The sequence below is a fragment of the Couchioplanes caeruleus genome (assembly GCF_023499255.1).
Lineage (GTDB): Bacteria > Actinomycetota > Actinomycetes > Mycobacteriales > Micromonosporaceae > Actinoplanes > Actinoplanes caeruleus_A.
The window spans coordinates 7,415,734-7,436,733 of record NZ_CP092183.1 but is presented as its reverse complement, the minus strand read 5'-3'; the positions used below and the strand labels follow the sequence as shown (position 1 = coordinate 7,436,733).

The 21,000-nt window shown below is 70.4% G+C and carries 22 protein-coding genes; 8 read left to right on the top strand and 14 right to left on the bottom strand.

The window, feature by feature from the left end; all coding sequences use genetic code 11:
• Positions 1-43: 43 nt before the first annotated feature.
• Together COUCH_RS34295 and COUCH_RS34290 are read right to left on the bottom strand one after the other, a co-directional pair.
• On the bottom strand, positions 44-850 hold the full coding sequence (locus COUCH_RS34295) for an SGNH/GDSL hydrolase family protein (protein ID WP_249609308.1): 807 nt from the start codon (positions 848-850) through the stop codon (positions 44-46).
• A gap of 56 nt (positions 851-906) precedes the next feature.
• Positions 907-2,142 (bottom strand): SGNH/GDSL hydrolase family protein, encoded by a 1,236-nt coding sequence (locus tag COUCH_RS34290; RefSeq protein WP_249609307.1) that lies wholly within the window; start codon positions 2,140-2,142, stop codon positions 907-909.
• 196 nt (positions 2,143-2,338) lie between these two features.
• Here COUCH_RS34290 and COUCH_RS34285 point away from each other — a divergent pair, with 196 nt between their 5' ends.
• Positions 2,339-2,695 (top strand): YkvA family protein, encoded by a 357-nt coding sequence (locus COUCH_RS34285; protein ID WP_249609306.1) that lies wholly within the window; start codon positions 2,339-2,341, stop codon positions 2,693-2,695.
• 53 nt (positions 2,696-2,748) lie between these two features.
• The gene (locus COUCH_RS34280) at positions 2,749-4,107 is read left to right on the top strand and encodes a cystathionine beta-synthase (RefSeq protein WP_249609305.1); all 1,359 of its coding nucleotides are present in this window, start codon (positions 2,749-2,751) and stop codon (positions 4,105-4,107) included.
• A 440-nt stretch (positions 4,108-4,547) separates the two neighbouring features.
• On the opposite strand, the gene COUCH_RS34275 is transcribed toward COUCH_RS34280, so the two are convergent.
• Entirely contained in the window at positions 4,548-5,492 is a 945-nt protein-coding gene (locus COUCH_RS34275) for a S1C family serine protease (protein WP_249609304.1), read from the bottom strand.
• Positions 5,493-5,666: 174 nt separating this feature from the next.
• On the opposite strand from COUCH_RS34275, the gene COUCH_RS34270 reads away from it, so the two are divergent.
• Both COUCH_RS34270 and COUCH_RS34265 read left to right on the top strand, forming a co-directional pair.
• Positions 5,667-5,981 carry a hypothetical protein gene (locus COUCH_RS34270; RefSeq protein WP_249609303.1) on the top strand — a complete coding sequence of 105 codons (315 nt, stop codon included), beginning with the start codon at positions 5,667-5,669 and terminating at the stop codon, positions 5,979-5,981.
• Positions 5,982-6,312: 331 nt separating this feature from the next.
• On the top strand, positions 6,313-7,047 hold the full coding sequence (locus tag COUCH_RS34265; RefSeq protein ID WP_249609302.1) for a class I SAM-dependent methyltransferase: 735 nt from the start codon (positions 6,313-6,315) through the stop codon (positions 7,045-7,047).
• Between the two features lie 8 nt (positions 7,048-7,055).
• Here the strand turns inward: COUCH_RS34265 and COUCH_RS34260 are convergent, their stop codons facing one another.
• The 4 genes from COUCH_RS34260 to COUCH_RS34245 form a co-directional block, all read right to left on the bottom strand.
• Positions 7,056-7,574 carry a GNAT family N-acetyltransferase gene (locus tag COUCH_RS34260; RefSeq protein ID WP_249609301.1) on the bottom strand — a complete coding sequence of 173 codons (519 nt, stop codon included), beginning with the start codon at positions 7,572-7,574 and terminating at the stop codon, positions 7,056-7,058.
• Entirely contained in the window at positions 7,546-8,475 is a 930-nt protein-coding gene (locus tag COUCH_RS34255; RefSeq protein WP_249609300.1) for a ribonuclease Z, read from the bottom strand. Before COUCH_RS34255 ends, COUCH_RS34260 begins: the two co-directional genes overlap by 29 nt.
• Positions 8,476-8,771: 296 nt before the next feature.
• Positions 8,772-9,779 carry a polyphosphate kinase 2 gene (gene ppk2, locus COUCH_RS34250; protein WP_430640849.1) on the bottom strand — a complete coding sequence of 336 codons (1,008 nt, stop codon included), beginning with the start codon at positions 9,777-9,779 and terminating at the stop codon, positions 8,772-8,774.
• An 18-nt stretch (positions 9,780-9,797) separates the two neighbouring features.
• On the bottom strand, positions 9,798-11,225 hold the full coding sequence (locus COUCH_RS34245) for a CYTH and CHAD domain-containing protein (RefSeq protein ID WP_249609299.1): 1,428 nt from the start codon (positions 11,223-11,225) through the stop codon (positions 9,798-9,800).
• 65 nt (positions 11,226-11,290) lie between these two features.
• Here COUCH_RS34245 and COUCH_RS34240 point away from each other — a divergent pair, with 65 nt between their 5' ends.
• Entirely contained in the window at positions 11,291-11,473 is a 183-nt protein-coding gene (locus COUCH_RS34240) for a hypothetical protein (RefSeq protein ID WP_249609298.1), read from the top strand.
• Between the two features lie 266 nt (positions 11,474-11,739).
• Here the strand turns inward: COUCH_RS34240 and COUCH_RS34235 are convergent, their stop codons facing one another.
• Complete coding sequence (locus tag COUCH_RS34235) at positions 11,740-12,063, bottom strand: hypothetical protein (protein WP_199515618.1); 324 nt, start codon at positions 12,061-12,063, stop codon at positions 11,740-11,742.
• A 160-nt stretch (positions 12,064-12,223) separates the two neighbouring features.
• On the opposite strand from COUCH_RS34235, the gene COUCH_RS34230 reads away from it, so the two are divergent.
• The 3 genes from COUCH_RS34230 (at position 12,224) to COUCH_RS34220 (ending at position 17,423) form a co-directional block, all read left to right on the top strand.
• The gene (locus COUCH_RS34230) at positions 12,224-12,883 is read left to right on the top strand and encodes a VOC family protein (protein WP_249609297.1); all 660 of its coding nucleotides are present in this window, start codon (positions 12,224-12,226) and stop codon (positions 12,881-12,883) included.
• Between the two features lie 1,117 nt (positions 12,884-14,000).
• Positions 14,001-14,441, top strand: a complete 441-nt coding sequence (locus COUCH_RS34225; RefSeq protein ID WP_249609296.1) for a hypothetical protein — start codon at positions 14,001-14,003, stop codon at positions 14,439-14,441.
• A 1,341-nt stretch (positions 14,442-15,782) separates the two neighbouring features.
• Positions 15,783-17,423: a recombinase family protein gene (locus COUCH_RS34220; protein WP_249609295.1), complete on the top strand. Its 1,641-nt coding sequence runs from the start codon at positions 15,783-15,785 to the stop codon at positions 17,421-17,423.
• A 210-nt stretch (positions 17,424-17,633) separates the two neighbouring features.
• On the opposite strand, the gene COUCH_RS34215 is transcribed toward COUCH_RS34220, so the two are convergent.
• From COUCH_RS34215 to COUCH_RS34190, 6 genes are all read right to left on the bottom strand, one after another.
• Entirely contained in the window at positions 17,634-17,831 is a 198-nt protein-coding gene (locus COUCH_RS34215; protein ID WP_249609294.1) for a hypothetical protein, read from the bottom strand.
• Positions 17,832-17,857: 26 nt separating this feature from the next.
• Complete coding sequence (locus COUCH_RS34210; RefSeq protein WP_430640848.1) at positions 17,858-18,622, bottom strand: phosphotransferase; 765 nt, start codon at positions 18,620-18,622, stop codon at positions 17,858-17,860.
• A gap of 36 nt (positions 18,623-18,658) precedes the next feature.
• Positions 18,659-19,135: a hypothetical protein gene (locus COUCH_RS34205; RefSeq protein ID WP_249609292.1), complete on the bottom strand. Its 477-nt coding sequence runs from the start codon at positions 19,133-19,135 to the stop codon at positions 18,659-18,661.
• A 56-nt stretch (positions 19,136-19,191) separates the two neighbouring features.
• On the bottom strand, positions 19,192-20,130 hold the full coding sequence (locus tag COUCH_RS34200; protein WP_249609291.1) for a cupin domain-containing protein: 939 nt from the start codon (positions 20,128-20,130) through the stop codon (positions 19,192-19,194).
• Between the two features lie 39 nt (positions 20,131-20,169).
• Positions 20,170-20,427: a hypothetical protein gene (locus tag COUCH_RS34195; protein ID WP_249609290.1), complete on the bottom strand. Its 258-nt coding sequence runs from the start codon at positions 20,425-20,427 to the stop codon at positions 20,170-20,172.
• 253 nt (positions 20,428-20,680) lie between these two features.
• The gene (locus tag COUCH_RS34190; protein WP_249609289.1) at positions 20,681-20,968 is read right to left on the bottom strand and encodes a hypothetical protein; all 288 of its coding nucleotides are present in this window, start codon (positions 20,966-20,968) and stop codon (positions 20,681-20,683) included.
• Positions 20,969-21,000: the final 32 nt, after the last annotated feature.

The following is a 21,000-nucleotide window of genomic DNA, read 5'->3' as shown; positions in this document are numbered from 1 at the left end:
CACCGGAATGTCGCAGTTGCCCACCGGTGAACGGGCCGGTTCCTCAGTCCTGGATCGAGCGCCGGCCGGCCGCCTGAGCCGCGTCGAACACCGCCGGATAGAGGGCGTGCGCCCACACCCGATACCCGTCCGCAGAAGGGTGGTAGCCGTCGTAGCAGAGCGTGCCCGCGTCCGCCCGGAACACCGCACCCGTCTCCTCGGCGAGGTCCACCACCACACCGCCGGCCTTGCTCACCGCCTCCGCCTGGGCCTTCGCCACCCGCCGGCCGAGCCAGCCGGTGACCTGCCGCAGCGGCTGGGCGATGGAGCGTACGGCGCCGAGGTCGGGGCAGGTCCCCACGACGACCTGGACGCCGGCGTCCCGCAGCCGCTTGACCGCCTGGAACAGGTGCTCGGCGGACTCCTCCGGGCTGCGCAGGACGGTCGCGTCGTGGGCGCCGACCAGCACCACCGCCACGTCGGGCCGGTCGCCGAGCAGCGCGCGGGCCACCTGGGTCGCCAGGTCGGCGGAGCGTGAGCCGGCCACCCCGACGCTGGAGAGCAGCACGTGCCGCCGGCCGGTCTCCGGGGTGCCGTCCGCGAGCAGGCGGGCGAGCTGGCCGCCGACTGTCTCGGACAGCCACTCCACGCCGACCCCGATCGCCGCGGCGTCGCCCAGCAGCACCAGACGCAGCGTGGGAGCCGCGGAGGGGCCCATCGACGTGCGCAGGGCCAGGCCCATGGTCGGCTTCGCGTACCGCCGGGTGCGTGCGGCTATCGCCTCGCCGGCCAGCAGGGCGACGCCGCCCACGGCCGACGCGAACAGCGTCGTGGCCGTCGCTTTGCCGATCCGTCCCGTCAGGCCAGTCATGTCGCCTCCCTGCCGCGGTGCCCGCGCCCGCCCGGGGGCGAGCGCTGCCCGGTCCGTCAATCGACGGCCGCTTGATGATCCTCCGAGGTCCAGCCTACGGCCCCGGGACGCGACCGGCCGGTCCCGCCGGTAACACGGCTACCCATCCGGCCCGCGACATGCGCACCCGCACGCCGCCAGGCGCCGCGCAGCGCCTGGGAACCGTCGGACCACCCTGCGGCGGCCGCGTGCCGCGCCGTTTCCGCAGCTGAGGGCTCCGCCGAGCCGACCGGCTGCAGCGGCGCGGCCCGGTGCAGGAACCAGCTCCGCGGCTCGTCGAACCAGGGGTGCCGGCGCAGCTGCGCCCAGCGCCCGGCCGGCCCGCGCTCGCGCCCGTCGACCCGGGCCCCGCTGACCTCGGTGCCCGCCGCACGCGCCGCCTCGTGGGCGGCCTGCGGCAGCGTCCGCACCCCGTCCGGCCCGGTGGCGGGCGCGCGGTCGTCCTCGCCGAGCACCGCCATCAGCGTCGGCATGATGACCGCGGCGGCCCGGGCGTACCCCTCGACCGACGGGTGGAAGCGGTCGGCGCCGAACATGCGTACCGGATCCGCGGCGAAGGTGGGGCCGAGCAGGTCGCAGAGCGAGACCGTCCGGCCGCCGGCCTCGACCACCGCGACCGTCTGCGCCGCCGCCAGCTGGCGGCTCCACGACCGGGCCAGCCAGCGCAGCGGCGGTTTGAGGGGCTGGATGACGCCGACGTCCGGGCAGGTGCCCACCACGACCTTGCAGCCGACCGCGCGCAACCGCCGGACCGCATCGCCGAGGTGGCGCACGGCCGAGGAGCGGTCGGAGACGTGGGTGATGTCGTTGCCGCCGATGATGATCACGGCGACCTCGGGATCGTGCTCGAGCGCCGCGTCGACCTGGTGGCGCAGCCCGGCGGAGACCGCGCCGACCACGGCGACCCGGTGCAGCCGTACGGGCCGGCGCAGCCGCCGGGACACGCCGGTGGCCAGCAGCGCGCCGGGCGTCTCCCGGGGGCGGTGGACGCCGTAGCCGGCGGCCGTGGAGTCACCGAGGATGACCATGCTCAGGGGCTTGCCGGGGAACTTCGTCCCGTACACCCCGTCGCCGCGCGGGGGTGGCGCCTCGGCCGTCGGGATGATCCGGCGGGCGTCGGCGGCCTGGCGCAACAGCACTCCCGCCGAGAGGAGAGTGAGGCCCGCCGCGGCTCCGGTGACACCGCCCGCCACCTGCCCGGCGAACTTGATCCGCCGGCGTTCGTCCTCCGTCAAGGTCATTGCCTTGTGCATGCTCTCCCTCGCTCTCGCTCGGTGGGAACCTGCCCTTCAGCCGATGCGGCACTGTGCCGTCCTCACCGCGACCGGCGTCCGGCGATGGTGGGGTCTTCGAGGCTAGCGCGGAGGTGCGACAAAAGTCTGAACTCCGCGCCGAGCGGGCACAACTGGCAGGTTGACGTCATGCTGAAGAGAGCGAAAGGGGACGACCATGGCCAAGACGTTGCGACGGGCCTCCGCGTTCGGCGCGCTCGCCAAGGCGCTCGTGTCGGGGGCCCGCGGTGGACCCTCCCTCGGCAAGCGCATGGCCGCGCTGCCGAGGATGTTGAAGGCCACGGCGCGCGGCGAGTACGACGGCGGCATGCGGGTGATCATGATGACGGCCGCCACCGCGTACGTGATCTCGCCGATCGACGTGATCCCCGAGGCGGCGCTGTTCGTCTTCGGGCTCGTCGACGACGCCGCGATGATCGCCTGGCTGGCGGGTTCCGTGCTGAGCGAGACCGACCGGTTCCTGCAGTGGGAGAAGCAACGCGACGCCGTCCTGCCCGGGACCGTGGTGCCGTGAGCCGTAGGCTGGCCTGAGATTGCACTGGCCAGCACCGAGAAGGGCACAAAGACGTGCGGTACTACGACAACGTCGTCGAGATCATCGGGGACACCCCCCTCGTCCGGCTGCGGAACGTCACCGAGGGCATCTCCGCGACCGTCCTCGCCAAGGTGGAGTACTTCAACCCCGGCGGGTCGGTGAAGGACCGGATCGCCGTACGGATGGTGGAGGACGCCGAGAAGGCCGGCCTCCTGAAAGAGGGCGGCACCATCGTGGAGCCGACCAGCGGCAACACGGGCGTGGGGCTGGCCCTCGTCGCCCAGCTGCGCGGCTACCGGTGCATCTTCGTCTGCCCCGACAAGGTCAGCGAGGACAAGCAGAACGTGCTGCGGGCGTACGGTGCCGAGGTGGTCGTCTGCCCGACCGCCGTCGCTCCCGAGGACCCGCGCTCCTACTACAACGTCTCGGACCGGCTGGCCCGCGAGATCCCCGGCGCCTGGAAGCCCGACCAGTACAGCAACCCGGCGAACCCGCGCTCGCACTACGAGGAGACCGGCCCGGAGATCTGGAAGCAGACCGAGGGCCGCATCACGCACTTCGTGGCGGGCGTCGGCACCGGCGGCACGATCTCCGGCGTCGGCCGCTACCTCAAGGAGCAGGGCAACGTCCGCATCGTCGGCGCCGACCCGGAGGGCTCGGTCTACTCCGGCGGCACCGGCCGGCCGTACCTGGTCGAGGGGGTCGGCGAGGACTTCTGGCCGCAGACGTACGACCGCGGCGTCTGCGACGAGGTCATCGAGGTGTCCGACTCGGACTCGTTCGAGATGACCCGCCGCCTGGCCCGCGAGGAGGGCCTGCTCGTCGGCGGCAGCTGCGGCATGGCGGTGGTGGCAGCGCTGGAGGCCGCCCGCAGGGCCGGCCCCGACGACGTCGTGGTGGTCCTGCTCCCCGACGGCGGCCGCGGCTACCTCTCCAAGATCTTCAACGACACCTGGATGGCCCGGTACGGCTTCCTCGCCACCGGCGACGGCGCCCCCACGGTCGCCACGGCCCTGGAGTCCAAGGGCGGCACGATGCCCCCGCTCGTCCACGTCCACCCCACCGAGACGGTCCGCGACGCGATCGACTACATGCGCGAGTACGGCATCAGCCAGCTCCCGGTCCTCAAGGCCGAACCGCCCGTCGTGACCGGCGAGGTGGCCGGCTCGATAGCGGAGAAGGCGCTCCTCGACGCCCTCTTCACCGGCCAGGCCCACCTCCACGACACGATCGAACGCCACATGGGCGACCCGCTTCCCATGATCGGCGGCGGCCAGCCGGTGAGCGAGGCGGTCACGCTGCTGGAGCACGCGGACGCGGCGATGGTCCTCATCGACGGCAAGCCGGCAGGTGTCCTCACCAGGCAGGACCTCCTCGCCCACCTGAGCTGATCCCTTCCGGCAAGATCAAATTCAAGGGCTGGATGTCGTAGCGGGGTGGTGGGTGCGGACCGTCGCTCCCGCCGAGGGCCGGGGGCGGGAATCCATTCGCTTGCGCTCATGAGCGGATCCCCGACCCCGGCGACCTGGGTGAATGGTTGCGCCCAAACCCCAACCCCGCACCACAGCTAGATACCCCTGGATGCTGGGGGGTGCGTGCCGCACGGGCGCATGCCGCAGCACCGCCTGACTCGCCGCGCCCGCTCGACGGCTCACGGCGCCGGTCGCCCGGCCCCGGTCGCCTCGGGTCCGGCGCGCCCGGTCCGACACTGCCCGGCCCGTTCGGCCCTCAGCCGCCCCCGGCCGCCTGCCCTCGGCCGGCCCGGATCGGGTTGCCGCGCCCGGCGGTCCGGCTGCCCGACACGCCCCGCCCCTCGCGTCGCGGGCGGGTCTCAGCGCAGTTCGTCGGGGACGGTGACCACGTCGACCAGCGCGTTCTTGCGGAGGACCGTGATGGGCAGGTTCTTCCCGATCGCAGGCCCCAGCATCAGCCGTTGCAGCGCCTGCACGGTCTGCACCGGTTCGCCGCCGGCCGTGATCAGGATGTCGCCCAGGTAGATGCCCGCCGTACCGGCCGGGCTGCCCGGGACCACCTCGACGACCCGCAGCCCGAGCTTCTGGCCGAGCCGTTCGGCCAGCGGCGGCGGGAGCGGGACCGGCACGCCGGCGACGCCGAGCCACGCGCGGCGGACCCGGCCGGTGCCGACGAGCTCGCCGATGATCTGGCGGGTGGTCCGGTTGATCGGTACGGCGAGGCCGAGGCCGTACCCCGCGACCGCCGTGTTGATGCCGACGACCGTGCCGCCGGAGTCGGCCAGGGCGCCGCCCGAGTTGCCGGGGTTGAGCGCCGCGTCGGTCTGGATGACGTTGTCGATGATGCGGACGCGCCGGCCGTCGCGGGCCGGCAGGGACCGGCCGAGGCCGGAGACGACGCCGGCCGTCACGGAGCCGGCGAGGCCCATGGGGTTGCCGACGGCCACGACGAGCTGGCCGATGCGGAGGGTCTCGGCGTCGCCCAGCGGCGCGGCCGGTGCGCCCGGGTTGTGCACCCGGACCACGGCGAGGTCGGACAGCACGTCGGCGCCGACGACGTCGAAGCGGCTGTCGGTCCCGTCGGCGAAGGAGGCGGTGCCGGCGTTCGCGCCGGCGACCACGTGGGCGTTGGTGAGCAGGAATCCGTCGTCGGTGAACGTCACCGCCGAGCCGGCCCCGGCACCCCGCGGGGTGCGCACGCTGAGCGCGGCGACCGACGGCAGGAGACCGGCGGCGACGCCGGTGACAACCCGGCTGTACGCGTCGAGCGCCGCGGTCTCGGCGCTCGTGTGTTCGGTGTCCATGGCATCGTCAACGCCCCCGCCGCCGCATCGATGTCCGTACGCCGTCCGCCCACGGCGAACATCGGTCGTCACAGATAGTCGCGAAGGTCGCACACTCAGTCCGATCGGCGGGTGGCGTGCGGGGGTTGTATGGGGTGCGACAGAGCTGCACTCGTCCCGGGAGGTTCGGAGAAGATGGCCATCGTCGACCAGGACATGCCGGCCGGCATCGTGGACCGGCTGCTCTGGCAGGACGCCCAGCAGATGCTGGGGCGGCACGCCGAGGCCGGTCACGACGGCAACTGTGTCTGGTGCGGATGGCGGTGGCCGTGCGCGCCGCGGCGCCTCGCCGAGCGCGCCGAGACCGCGTCCCGCCGCCCGTGGCGCGAGGCGTGGACCCTGCGGCACGACCTCAACAGCCTGCGCGAGATCCCCGGCGTCTTCGACGACAACCGGGTACGCCGCGAGGTCCGCAAGACCGACGATCTGAACCGAGGGTATTTCGACTGAACCGACCCCATCCGGCGTCGACCGGCCGGCCCGACCGTCCCCCGGAGAGGTCCGGCCCGGCTGACGCCACCCCCGCGGTGACACCGCCGTTGCCCCGCCAGCTCGCCGGTGTCCCGCAACTGGACCCGCCCATACCGATCGACCGGCACGCCTCCGCCGGTCGGCGCCTCCGGCCAGGCGCACCCGGTGCGGGCGGGCGTGGTAGGCGGGAGTGCGTGACCACAGGTTCCCCCGCATTCACTCGGTCACGCGCTCCCGCCCTCCCTCCGGGGAGCGGGGGAGCCGGTGGGTCCCCTTGCGCAGCGGCATCGCTGTCGGGTTGGCTCGGGGCATGGCGCTCATCGCGTACGACCGTGCCGACGCCGCCGCGTTCGAGGCGACCCGGCACCTGGGCGACGACGCGCTCGGCGCGTGGCGTGACGCGATCACCCGGTACGTGACCCCGCGGCCGGGCATGCGCCTGCTCGACCTCGGCTGCGGGACCGGGAGCTGGTCACGGGCCTTCCGCGGGTGGTGGCCGGGCACTGACGTCCTCGCGGTCGAACCGTCCGCCGCGATGCGTGAGCGGGCCGTCGTCCCGGGTGTGCTCGCCGGTGACGCCGCCGACATCCCGGTGGACGACGCCGGCGTCGACGCCGTCTGGCTCTCCACGGTCATCCACCACATCCCCGACCTGCCCGCCGCGGCCCGCGAGATCCGTCGGGTGCTGAAGCCCGGCGCCCCGGTCCTGATCCGTTCCGCGTTCCCGGGCCGGCACGACGGCATCACCCTGTGCCACTTCTGGCCGGAGGCCAAGGCCGCGCTGGACGGCACCTACCCGACCGTGGCCGCCGTCGAGGCCGCGTTCGCCGGCGCCGGTCTCGTCACCGCCGGACTCGAGGCGGTCGCCCAGGTTTCCGCGCCGTCGCTGGCGGAGGCGGCTGCCGGGCTACGCCGCGAGGCGCACACCCTGTTGCAGCTGATCAGCGATGACGCCTATGCCCGGGGCGTCGAACGGCTCCGCGCCGCCGCGCCGGCCGCGACGGGCCCGCTGATCGACGTGCTGGATCTGCTCGTCCTGCGCTGATCCCGGCCTCAGGCGACGGCAGATCCGTTCGGGGAGATAACGTAGCGCAGCTGGGTCACCGGCTCGTCACCGATCGGCTCGACGCGGCTCTGCCCGTCGGCGACCCACCCGCCGCGCTCGTAGAAGCGCCGGGCTCGCGCGTTGTCCGCCAGAACCCACAGCACGGCGCGGTCGCCGTACCGGGCCAGGGCGGCCAGCGCGTCGATCATCAGGGCGCGGCCGACGCCCCGGCCCACGTACGCCGGATCGGCATGGATCGCGGACAGCTCGGCGACCCCCGGCTCCTCACTCGGCCCCAGGTACGTGAACCCGGCGAGCCGCCGGCCGTCGACGGCCACGGTCAGCCGGTGCGTCTCCCGCTCCCACCTCCAGCGCTCGGCCCACCATTCGCCCAGCGCGGCCGGGGAGCCGAAGGTCAGCGCGGCGGGGGAGACGATGCCGGCGTACGCCGCGGCGCGCGAACGGTAGTGCAGGTCGCCGATGCCGGCCAGGTCGTCCTCACCGGCCGGCCGCAGGAGCACGCTCATGCGACGAACCTATCCGCGGAGGAATCGGGACCCGCATCAGGTCCTCGGCGATCACGATGTCGCCGTCGAACTCCGCGCGCGCCTCGTCGAGGAAGCGGGTGCTGTCGGCGTACCGCTGGGAGAAGTGGGTGAGCAGCAGCGTGCGTACCCCCGACTGCCGGGCCACCGACGCGGCCTGGCCGGCCGTCAGGTGGCCGACCTGGGCGGCCATCGCCGCGTCCTCGGCCAGGAACGTCGACTCGATGACCAGCAGGTCGGCGCCCTCGGCGAGGGTGAACACGCTGTCGCACAGGCCGGTGTCCATCACGAAGGCGAACCGCTGGCCCGGCCGCGGCGCGCTGACGTCCTCGAGGGTGACGGTGCCGGCCCGGCCGGTGCGTTGCAGCTCGCCGACGGCCGGCCCGCGGATCCCGTACGCGTCGAGCAGCGCGGGTAGCATGCGGCGGCCGTCCGGTTCGGCGAGCCGGTACCCGTACGTCTCGATCGAATGCCGCAGCGGCAGCGCGGTGAGCGTTCCGGCCGGGGTCTCCGCCGAGAAGCCGGGGCCGACCGGCGTGGGCACGAGGTCGGCGACGTCGTAGAAGCTCGTGGCGTGCCGGAGCCGGTCGAAGTACGCGTGGCCGCCGGCCGGGTAGTGCACGTGGACCGGGTGCGGCACCTTGTCGAGCGAGATCCGCTGGATGACGCCGGGCAGCCCGAGCGCGTGGTCGCCGTGGAAGTGGGTGATGCAGATGCGCCGCAGCGGCGTCACGGCGAGCCCGGCCATGAGCATCTGGCGCTGGGTGCCCTCGCCGGGGTCGAAGAGGATCACCTCGTCGTCCCAGCGCAGGTGGTAGCCGTTGTGGTTGCGGTGGCGGGTGGGCACCTGGCTGGCGCTGCCCAGGATCGTCAGCTCGCGCACGTGAACCCCCGCCGGAGAAATTAAGCGACCCCCGGGGACTTCCACCGCGCGCTGTCGCACGCGATGGTCCGGTCGGACAAGGCCGGATCCCCGGGGGTCGGGTGGCTGCCTGGTACTCGCCTGACCGCTGCCACACGGTCTCGACGTCCTGCACAATTTCTCGAAGCTGTCGAGGACAGCGGCTAGCGGACAGCCACCTCACGAGTCCCGTTGCTATACAACTTCGGACCACCTCCCTTCACGTGTACGGCCACGTTAACCACTGGGATGGGCGGTCGACAACGCTTTATTTCTCACTAGAGGCGCGGGAATACCCGAGGGGACATTTCGGTACCTTCCACCGCGAGCGAGGCGGGCCCGACGATCTGCGGGTCGGGGGTGCCGACGACCTCCGGGTCCTTGCCCTCGTACTTGAAGCGGTTGAGGACGTACCGGATGGCCTCCAGCCGGGCCCGCTTCTTGTCGTTGCTCTTCACCACGGTCCACGGGGCGTCGGCGGTGTCCGTGTAGAAGAACATCGCCTCCTTGGCCTCCGTGTAGTCGTCCCACTTGTCCAGCGACTCGAGGTCCATCTTCGAGAGCTTCCACTGCCGTACCGGGTCGACCTGGCGGATGGCGAACCGGGTCCGCTGCTCGCCCCGGGACACCGAGAACCAGAACTTGACGAGGTTGATGCCCGAGCGCACGAGCATCCGTTCCAGGTCCGGCGCCTGGCGCATGAACTCCAGGTACTCGGCGCGGGTGCAGAAGCCCATGACGCGCTCCACGCCGGCCCGGTTGTACCAGGACCGGTCGAAGAGCACGATCTCACCGGCCGCCGGCAGGTGCTTGATGTAGCGCTGGAAGTACCACTGGGTGCTCTCGCGCTCGTTCGGCTTCTCCAGCGCCACCACCCCGGCGCCGCGCGGGTTCAGGTGCTCCATGAACCGCTTGATCGTGCCGCCCTTGCCCGCGGCGTCGCGCCCCTCGAAGAGGATCACCAGCCGTTCGCCGGTGTCCTTGCACCAGTTCTGCAGCTTCAGCAGCTCGATCTGCAGCAGCCGCTTGTGGTGGTCGTACTCGGCGCGGGGCATGCGGAAGTCGTACGGGTAGTCCTCCCGCCACGTGTCGACCGGGCTGCCGTCGGCGTTGAGCAGCACCGGGTCGTCGTCATCGTCGTCCGCGACCCGGTAACCGCCGAGCTCCTTGACCGGCCCCGCGTACGGCGGAGTCGTGACGTCGTCGTTCTGCGGCTGGTCCGGTTGTTCCTGCTGCTCCTGCTGGTCCTCGTGCTGCTCGGCCTCCATGGGCACGTAGATACCCACGGAGCCGGGTATCCCAACTCAGCCCAGCCAGGCGCGCAGGTTCTTCTTCCGGGCCGCCCGGGTCGCTGCCGGGAGATCCTCCAGGGTGCGCTCACCCACCTGCTCCTGACGGGCATGCAGGATTCCGTACGGGAAAGCGTCCGGAGCCGTACGCGCCACCTCCCGGAGCACCTCACGGGCCACCACGGAGTCCTGATGCGCGCCGAGCACGTCCTGCAGGGCGGTCAGGGCGTCGACCAGCCTCTTGCCCGGCTTGCCGGCGCCGGCGCTGAACACCTCGACGGCGTACCGGGCCTGCTTGAACTTCTTGCGGGCCTCGTGCAGCTCGGCGTCCACGCCGTCGGCGGTGGCCTCGTCCAGCAGCCGGTCCGCCTTGGCCAGCACCTTGCCGGCTCGGCGCCGGGCATCCCGGTCACCCGGCCCCGGCTCGTCGACCAGCTCGTCGATCGCGTCGAGCAGGGCGAGGTACCGCTCGCTGTCCAGCGCCCCGGTCAGCGCCTGGCGCCCTCGCGTGACATCGGCATCGAGCCTCTCGCGGACCTGCGCGGCCACCTCGGGGAAATCCTCGGCGGCGGCGACCAGCTTGTGCGAGAGGACCTGGCCGTCGCGGACCTCGCCCAGGCAGCCCGCCAGCCACTTCAGCTCACCCTTGACGACCTCGGCCCGCTCCTGGTCGAACGAGCCCCGGAACGTCTTCAGCGTGCTGCGCAACCGGCGGGTCGCCACGCGCATCTTGTGCACGCCCTCGGCGTCGCCCGCCCGTACCGCCGGGTCCTGCGCCTCGATGGCTTCGCGCTGCTCACGGGCGTACGCGACAACCGGGTTGATCTTCTTCTTACTCGTGCCCCGGGAGGCGGCCAGGCGGTCGCCGAGTGCCCGCGCGAGCTTCGACGGACCCGCGGCGGGCGTCGCGCCGGCCGCGAGCAGCAGACCCTCCACGGCCTCGAGCACCTCGGGGCCGCCGTCGACGAGCTCCACCTCGAGCTCCTGCCACCGCTGCTCGCCGTCGTCGGTCCCGGCCGTGACCTCGTCCTGGGCCAGCAGCGCCAGCGTGCGCCCGTCGGCATCGCACAGCGGAGCCTCCACCCGCCGGGTACGCAGCCGCGCCACCGGCCGCAGCGGCCGTGTCCGCACGATCGTGCGCACCTCGGCGACCAGCTCGGCCGGCACCTCGTCGCCCTCGGTCAGCGGAAGCCGGTGCTCGGTACGCGCCGACCCGTCACCGGGCGTCTTCAGATGCCACCCCGCGTCGGTGCCGCCACTGCGCCGCCGCAACGTCCGCTTGTGGCGGGCCAGCCGCAGATCGTCGGTGTCGAAATACGTCGCATCCAACTCGTGCGTCTCGGCCTCACCGAGCCCCTCGGCGCCGGCGGCACCGGTCAGGTCCGGCAGGGCGAAGCCGTCCGGGACGTCGTACTTGCGCTCGTCTTCCGTGGCGGTCTGCATGCGTCCAGTCTCGCCGATCGCGCCCGGCTCAGCGACCTCACAGGAAGGCGAGAGACGCTGGCCCGGTGAACGAATCGGGACGCAAGATCTCCCTCGCCGGGCTGGGCCTGATCAGCGCGGGCGCCGCCCTCGGGCTCGCCCTGACCGCCCCCGGGACGACGGGCGACGACCCCGCCGCGGCCCCGCCGGCCACCACCGCGCCGGCCGGGCCGGCCGACCCGCCGCCCGCGCCGCCGGTCGCCGAGTAGCTTCTCCGCGGCGCGGCCGCCGCCCGGCGGCGGCTTTCCCCGCCGGCACCCGCCCGGGCTGCTGTCCGCCGGTCGCCGTTCATCGGGCGCACGGGGACTTCCCAGGGGATCCGGGGCGCTGGTTCAGCAAATCTTCAGTCGGGGTTTGCACACTGGGAGCAGGTTCCGCGGGACCCCGGCGCTCGTCCCCCGTGCGGGCGCCGGCCCCGCGGGCCGTTGCGAAGCGCCGCTCCGCCCGCCGCCCCGGACGGAGCGGCGCCCGCACCTCAGACCCCGGCCTCCACCTGGCTACGCAGGTAGTGCGCACGCGAGTAGTGCGCCGCCGCGGCACCGAAGTACATCGTCGCCAGCGACACATGGAACGTGTTGTCGGCCATGGCGTTCTTCGCGGCCGCCGTCTCGGCCCACCGGATCTCGGCATCCGACTCACTGATCCCGCGCCGGGCACACCGCCGCCGATTCAGCTCCTTGCCGAGCCGCCACGAGTCCAGCGCACTCTCGGCCTGCCGCATCATGGCCCGGGCCTTCTCGATGAGCGACTCGGCGAGCAGCCAGGCAGCGCGCTCCTCGTCGTTGCTGAATCTGGGCATGGTGGACACCTCCCGAGGGGCCGCCTCCTGATCTGTCTGTCCATTCAGTGTGTGCGGTGGGTTCGGTGCTTGTCGATCTTTTACACCCCTTCGAGGTACGGCCGTCTGTGCTGCTCACGGGCTCACACCGGTACGTTGATGCCATCCGGAGGAGGTGTCCATGGGCGAGCACGGGTGGCGTCGGTTCCTCGCGGCGGACGGCCTGGACGACTGGGTGGTCCTGCACGGCGGCGCGACGGCCGTCTTCCGCGCCGCGTCGCTCGGCGAGGCGGCACGGCTGGCCCTCGCGGTCGCTGAGCTCCCCGGTCTGGAGGGCTCCGGAGCGCTCCTCACCACCGCTGACGGGCGTCTGAGCGTACGGCTGACCCGCGGTGTCTTCCGGCTCGAGGAGCAGCACATCGACCTCGCCCGGGCGATCTCAGAGGTGGCCCGCAGCCACGGTGCGGTCGCCGACCGGGCGGCCGCGCAGGAGGTGCAGTTCGCGATAGCCGCCCGACCCGGCGAGGTCGACATCGGATTCTGGCGGGCCGTCCTCGGCTACGCGCCGCTGGCCGGCGACAACGCCGCGGACCCGCTCGGCCACGGCCCGACGGTCTGGATGCAGGAACTCAACCCGGCCAAGCCCCTCCGGCACGCGATGCACATCGACGTCTCGGTCGCCCGGGACCGGGCCGAAGCGCGCGTGGCGGCGGCGCTGGCCGCCGGCGGCCGCATCGTGGACGATTCGGAAGCCCCGGCAACCTGGATCCTCGCCGACCGCGCCGGCAACCGGGTGTGCATAGCCGCCTGGCCCGACGGCGCGGTGCCCCCACCGCGGTGAGGGCACCACGGGTGTGCGTCAGGCGGTCTTCGCGACGCCGACCGGGCAGGTCATGCCGTTCGGGGCAGGGCCTGATCAATGTGCCCCAAGTCCTTTACGCGTAGCTTACCCAGTTCCTGGAGGTGTGCCTGATCGGTGAGTCGTTGCTTCAACGCCTGCGGCTCGGAGCTGCGCTTCGGCTCGACAGCCGTCCTGAACTGCATCGACGACGCGGCGTCCATAACGGGGGTCTTGCTGACAGTACGATGTTCGCTGTGGGGAGACCCTACGCGCAACGGCCCTAAGGAGACGTGTCCCAGTGTCGCTGACGTTCTGGCTCATCGTCGCCGCGGTGGTGGTCACCACCGTCATTGGAGTGCTGGTGAACTGGGCTACGCACGGCTCGCCACCGATCACTGGTCGAACGGCCTGGGCGATGCTCGCCGTCTTTACAGTGACCGGAGCCGTGATCGCGCTCGTCCAAGCCGGAGCTTTTAGTCGATACACCGCGGCCGGTCCACCCGGGTCGGGACTGTCCAGTACCGGTCCGGGCGCTCGGAGTCCGTCCAGCAGCGTTGCTAAGTCGCAGAAGCCGGCCCGGTCCAGCGGCGCCGGACCGGAAGATGATTCGGCTCCTGCCAGCCGGGTGCGACAGCCCAAACCTACGGCACACCGGACCACCGCGACCGGGACAGGAATGGAGGCAGGGCAGGACCAGCCAGACCATACGAAAACCGCGGCTCCGAAGGCTGGCACGGAGGGCACGACTAGCACCTATGACCTGTCCTGCTCTTCTGCCGTAACGCTGAACATCGCCGCATACGGGCACGGTACGGTCACTATTAGGGTCACCGGCGCGACAGAGGCGACCGGAGCGCCCGGAGACCGCAGCCTGACCGTGTCCGGACCTGCGGGCGACTACCACATCACCGCTACGGATGTGCCTGGTGGCGATTCCCAAGGCGTCTGGATCGATTCCATTGACCCTGAGGGTGCCTGCCAGAGTCCGTGACCGGGCACTTGGCGCGGCCGGCGCGCACGGTCCGCCGTCATCCTCGAACTCCGTCCCGATCGGCACTACTGGCCGGCCGAACGCGATCTGCGTCGCGCCAGGTGGGAAGCGGGGGAGATTCCTCGGATGTACATGCAGCGGCTCCCCATGATGCATGCCAAATCGTTTCTATTCGCTTTGGACACCGTTGCTAACTGCATTCGGGTGTTGGCAGAGAAGTCTGATGCTACGCACAAGGTTCAAGCGGTCATGCAGGACTGGGTAGCAACGTTCCCGACAGTTAAAGGTCTTCGGGATACAGCGCACCATATGGAAGATCGCGCGAGAGGCCTCGGGCGGAAAGATCCACTAGTATTGCAGCCTGTGAACAGCCAGGGGATAAATGCCCCGGGCGGTGCACTGATCCTGGATCATTTGAACGGCAACACCTATGGCGGCACGGTGTTCGACGGTAGCTACGCTGAGGTTGAGGTTTCACGCACGTCGTTGGCGATGCTCGGCGGCTTGGTTCAGCAGGCCATTGACGCGTTCGAGTGGGAAGGGTGGCCCCAGTCGGTGCCGACGTAGGACGACGTCGGCAGTAGCGGGAGCGAGTGCGGACGCGGAGACAGCGGCTGGCGCGCCGTTGCTGTCTCCGCGTCGTTTGCGGCTTATGCGCTGGTCAGGACGGATCCCCTGAGCATTCCGGAGGGGCACATTAGTTGAGCCCTGTCGGTACAGGATGCAATTACCCCTAGCATTTCTAGACCTAGTTGAGCTGGTCGAGGCCGCCGTTCGCACCCACAGCTGGAAGGGGAGTGTGCGATAGCGGCCGACGGAGGCGGGTGGCGTCGGGAAGAATCGAGGTGGCACGCATCGTCCGGGTCGACTTGAGGAAAGGCCCGGGAATCCACCGGCATTTTGGGTCAGGACCGTGGGAAACGCGGGCGTTGGTAACCAAGCGGAGAACTCGGCGGTTCCGGCGGCACCTCAATTGTGGCTGCGGCGAATACAGGTGACGGATGCCGAAGGGCATTACGTCTGTTTTCAGACGGACTGACCATCTTGCTGGAGGGAATTTTTGCGGCCGGACGCGTGCTCCCCAGCTCAGCGGCCCCCGCGGTCGGACTGACTGTGCGGGACAGTCGTATGTGGAAGCGCAAATTGGACGGATCGGGCGAAATCCTGGACGCCAGCGCGGTGAAGTGGCAGCTTAGAAGGCATGAGCGTCGATCGATTCGAGCCGGACGGGAACACCGGTCAGACCGTTTCTCCGTTGTGTAGCAACCCGTCTCGGGCGAGTCCGAGAAGGCCATGACTACCTTGCGAACGACTAGAGGGCGATCCGCCGGCCAGCGAATCGCCCTCACATCGCCCACCTCGCCGGATGCCTTCCACAGCCCCTGAACCGGAGGACGACTTGTCCAAACTACCCAGTAAGCCCGCTTCTCGTCACGGGAATCCAGACCACCGTTCTACGGTAGTCCGTATTGCGGCCTATGCCACGGGTACCTTCTTTACGGCCGTCCCGTCGCTGATGGTGGCCGCCGGCCAATGGCAGATTGACGACGGGACTCTTCGGCTCGCCATCATCGCGGTCACGGCGATCGCGGCGTTGGCCCAGCTCGTCGCCGCAATTTCGATCCTCCGCTAGCACCTTTGCGTGGTCCGGCCAGGGACAACCCAAACCCCGGCCGGACCGCGTCCCCTCTTCGGTCCTCGAAGACGGACAGCCCACGCTCGGTGGGTCAATGCCGCCTGGCAGGGACATACCGAAACGCCCAGGCCGTTGGTCGGGCGTTCTGCCGTCATTAGGGTGTGCTATCGAGCCCCAGAGTAGGGGCACAGTACATGAGCCCTGTCGGGCCGTGGTTGCAGTAGCCGCCCGGGTTCTTAACCCCCGGCGAATGGTGATGTACTGTCCGCCGTATGACCACCGCACTTCCCGCCATCTATGTCCGGCAGTCCAGTGCGCGCCGGAACAAGTCCGAAGCCAGCCCGGAGACCCAGCGTGCCGCGACGGTGGAGCGTGCCGCCCATGATCACCCCGGTTGCGAGATCCTGCGGTACGAAGACATCGGCAAGAGTGGCTACGACACGGAGATCATTCGTCCCGACTATGACCGGCTGATCGCGGACATCAAGGCTGGCCGGATCACGCACGTCTACGTCTACTACGTCTCCCGGCTCACCCGGCAGGACCCGAAGCAGGCACTCGCCGAGTTGCTGCCGCTGCTCGCCAACGGGCTCACGATCATCTCGACAACCGAGGGCACGTTCGGCCCGGACAACACGATGGATCTCATCCATCTACTTCTGCGGCTGGACGCGGCGCACAACGAGAGCGCCAACAAGTCGAAGGCGGTCCGGGGCGCGAAGGCGCTCGCTCGCGCCGCTGGTGGGCACCTCGGGGGAGCGCCGTACGGCTTCACCACCGTCGAACGCATCGAGCTGACGCCGGATGGCGCTCCAGTCGCCATTCGCGCCCTCGTGGTCGAGCCGGCCGAGGAGCGGTACGTGCGATTCGCCGTGCGTGCTGTCCGCTGGGGTCACGCCGTCCATGCGGTGTCGCGGTACTTCGAGCGTCGGGGCGTACCGACCCGTGGAGCGACCGTCGGGCGCAGCCGTAGCGAATCGGGATGGTCGGACCGGGCGCTCGGCCTCCGACTGCGTGACCCGCGCATCGCTGGCCTGGCCGCCGTAGCGATCGTTGACGCGAAGGGCAACACGACTGGGTACTCGCTGGCGAGCGGCGTGCCGGGCGAGCGGTTTCTCCCCGCGCCCGATCGGGCCATCATCACCACCGAGGAGTTCTGGGCGCTTCAGAGCGCTCTCAACGGTCGATCCGTTGGTCCCCGGCGGCCCACCGACACGCCTTCGCTGCTCTCCGGGCTCGGCGTTCTCTCCTGCGAGTGCGGACGACCGATGAAGGCTCGCCGGTTCAACGCCTCGCCTACTCGCAACGCCTACATGTGCACCGCGCCCGCCGGGCGGCACTCCTGCACGGTCTCCATGTCGACGCTGGATGCCTTCGTCCGGTTCCGGATCGGGCGGATGATCGAGAGCTTCGACCCTGAAGACCCGGAAGACACCGAGGTTGGAGCCATCCTTGCCGAAGCCACGCGCCGGTACGCCGTGGCCCACAGCGACCCGGCTACCGCGGCCCAGCGTGCGACGGTGGCCGCCGAGCTGGCCGAGGCGACTGCCTCGCTGGAGCGGCTGGGGGAGACCCTGGCGACGGCCAAGGGTGCCGCCGCCCTCGTGTTGGAACGTCAGGTGACCGCGACCGGTGCCAGGGTCGATGACCTCACGGCATCGTTGGAGGCGCTCAACAAGGCGATGACGGCCACCATCCCGTTGACCGGCTGGACCTCCAACGAGTACGGCGACGAGGGCTCCTGGTGGGACACCGCGCCGATCACCGAACGCCGTGAGTTCGTCGGGCTGTTCATCGACCGGATGACCGTCTCTCGCGCACCCGCGAAGGGAGGGCGGCCGACCCGCGCGGACCCGTGGGGCGTCATTGACCCGCGTGTCGAGTTCGACTGGGCAAAGGCCCCGGCGAGCTAAGTACCTCGATATACAGGAAGGCCCGGACCTGGCAGCGTCACGATGCTGCCCAGTCCGGGCCTTCTTTGCGACCGGGGGACGGTCGCCCTCAGCCCGCCTACTGGAGGTGCCGCAGACAGCGAGCGGCGACGGGCTGAAGCTGACCCGGCCCGGCAGGGCACCACGGGGGAGCGCCCGCCGAGTCGAGTGGTCAAGCGGCGTGGTCCGGGCCTACACCGTGCCCCGGCGGTGCTGTTCCAGTTGCAGCAGGAACCGGACCGCCTGTGCCTCGTCCTGGTGAGTGCCGATCGTGTGCTCGGGCGGTGCGTCGGGTAGCCATGATCGCCACCATCCGTTTTTGTGGTCCGGAATCGGGGCGACGTAGCCGACGAACGAGGTGTGCTTGCCCGTGACGGGCGTCCGGCGCATCGCCGTTGCTGTGCGAGCAGCCATCGTCAGGTGTTCTCAGTCGTGCGCCGGTACGTCGACCATCGACCGGTCCAGTCCGCGAGATTGTGCATCCAGACTGGCGAGTTCGGTTGAGCCTTCGATGCCCACTTCGCGGCGTTCTTAGAGGCGAAGTCGTCGAGGACGTCAGGACCGACCTCGCCCCAGGCGGGAAACCGCGCCAGCCACTGTTCCGCCTGCTCGGGCGTGTGGCCGCTACCGACTAACCACTGGGCGAGGATGGCAAGTTCGACCCACGGTGCGGCCTTGGTCGCCATCGCCCAGTCAACGATCCGCAGGCCGTCCGGGGTGACGATGAGGTTGGCCGGGCCGAGGTCGGTGTGCACGAGGGTGTCGCCGTCCATCGTCGGGTGCTCGAACCCGAGCCGCCCCTTCGGGCTGAACAGCCCCACGTCCGGCGCCTGAGTCTTGCCCAGCGCCGTCAATGCTTCCCCGAGAAGTTCCAGATCGGGACTGCCCGGCGACAGGTCGGCGTGCGGGCCGTCGCAGTGCTCGAAGCCCACGACCAGCCAGCCGGCCGCCTCGAAGTGCCATCGGACCGCGGGTGAGTAAGACCCACTGACGGCCTCACTCACCCGCAGCTCGAAGCGCAACGACCGAACCCCGAAGTCAGAATGAGCCGCCTTGAGGAACACCTTCCCGGCTGGCCCGGTGACGGTTGCGGCGATCTCCGCGTGGTCACCGGTCGCGGCGGGCGAGATGTGGGAACCGCCGACTCGGTCGGCGACTTCCTTCGTGACGGCCTCGGGCAACGTGGCCCAGTCAGTGCGCATCGATCAGTTGCCCTTTCAGATGCCCGGGTTCGGCGGGCAGCAGGACTTCGCCTCGCCGTCCCAGAACTCGGGGTCGATGTAGTAGCCGGTCGCCTTGAGCGCCTGACGGGTGTACTCCAGCGAGGAGCCGTCCGCCATGCCCTCGGTCAGGATCGGCACGTGGTGCACGAAGCCTCCCGCGATCTGCTCGCAGGCGGCGGCGTACGCCTCGGTGTGTTGCAACGACGCGTGCCAGGCCGCGTCGACCGGTTCTGTCGGGACGACGCGGTACGAGCGGCCGTCGGGCAGCAGCCGGCCGAAGTCGGGGTCGTGCTGCGAGTCGGCGTGGGCCTTGAGCATGAGCAGCATCTGCCCGACGGCCCGCCGGGCGTAGATTGTGGTGACCTCCTGGCGGGCGGCGAAGAACTCGGCGAGCTTGTCGAAGGTCTGCGGGTCGACGAGGGCTTGCGGGTCCTTGTCGGCCTGGACCGGCAGTGCGGTCGTGAGCGTCACGACTCCTCCTTGGGTGTATGGATCGCCGACGCCTGATGCGCCGGTGAAATCCCGGATCAACGGATCGATTGGTGCTGGCCGATCTGACTCGGCGCGTGGGAGACGTAGTCGACGTTCGGTTCGGTGCGTGCCGCGTGGAGCAGCTCGGAGGCGAGAGCGTCGACATCGGCGTACGCCAGCCACTGCGCCAGCAGGTCGCGCGCCTCGGCGATCTGTCCGGCGAAGGCGGCCGGGTCGATGACGTTCGCGGGCGAGATGACACGCCGCAGCGGGGTCGAGGTGAGCGCGGCCTGAGCCAGCTTCCCGGCGATCCAGTAGCCGGTGCGCTCGCGAGCCACGAACGTCACGTGGACGCTTTCCTCGGTCTGGCTCCGTGCGTGCGGGTTGTGCATCCAGCCGCGAGGAAGCACCACGATCTGACCGGGACCGAGGTCGAACTCGAAGTCGGGCCGCATCGACTTCATGCGGTCGAGGACGTCGCTGCCCGGCGAGGTATTGGACGCGAACTGCTCCCTGTGCGGTTCCTCGACCTCGGGCTCCCAGATCTGCCAGGTCTTGCGCCCGGCGAGCTGGTAGACGAACCCCATGTTTTGATCCCAGTGGTGATGCAGACCCTGCCCGCCCGCCGGGGTGACAAATCCGGTGGCGTACGTGCCGTACCCGGTCTCGTTCTGCATCGCCGCGCAGATCGCGTGCACCTCCGGGCACCAGCGGTGCAGGTTGCGCAGTTGGATCGTGTAGCCCCGGCCGCGCCACTTCGCGACCTTGCCGGGGTCGAGGTAGCCGTCTGTCGTGTACGCGCGGGAGTGCAGCGCCGCTCCATCTTTGATCACGACGAGTTGCTCTGCGGGTGCGGTACCGGTGTCGAGGTAGCCGTTGACGAGATCCACGTTGACGATGCCGGGCAGGCGGCTGCCGTCAGGCGGTGTTTGAAGCGCAGGCTTCGCCGGCCAAGCGGTCATCATCTCGCTGACCGTGCCCTCGTCGAACAACATCGATAGGGACATTCCAACCTCCGGGGGTGTAGGGAGTGGTTACGTCCGGGCGGGCTGCCCTGCTTCCGATCGAGCGGCCCTAGCCTTCGCCGCCGTGACGCTGTCGAGCACGAGCTGTTCAGCAGCAACCGCCATGTCATCGGTCTCCAGCTCGATGACGGCGCGGCCCTCCTGCATGTGAATCCACGCAACGCGGACCAGGGTCGTCCCGACCCTCACCACGGGCGGCGCATCGAATGCGTCGAGCAGAAGGCCAAGCAGACCGGGGGTTCTTTTCGGCGGTTCTTCGGTTGTCATGCCGCGAGCCCCGGCGGTTCGGCCCAGCCAAGAAACCGCTCATAGAGGTCGGGCGGCGGTCCTCCATTGCCGGCCGCCCAGTCGTCGATCGCTTCGATTAGGAAGGACCCGACGACGACCGACAGGCCGTGCGGAAATCGCTGGTATTGCTCGGCCAGCTCGACCTTGGCGGTAGCGCACGGCCACGGCTGTCCGCAGACTCGGCAGTCCCACGTAGGGCGCTCGCCTTGGTGTTCCGTACGAGGTATCAGCATCACGCGCCTCCCCGCGAACGCCGCTCCTGCGCCGGAGTCAGCGCGCCCGCGCGCCCGATCTGGAACAACGGCATGGTGTTTGTCTGCCAGCTCGGGACGTCGAGGCGGTGGTTATCGGCCCTCTTACCGGGGTCGCTGAGGGCCGTCAATGCGCGAAATTCCTCGCCTTCTTTGCCTTTGGCCATCCATGCCTCGATGCAGGGCCAGGGCAGGCCGCAGGTGCACCGTCGCCGACGCAAGACCAAAACGCGACGCCACCATGCGCGCTTTTCCTCCCGATGCTGCATTGCGCCTCCCCCCATTTCGGGAACCGAACCCG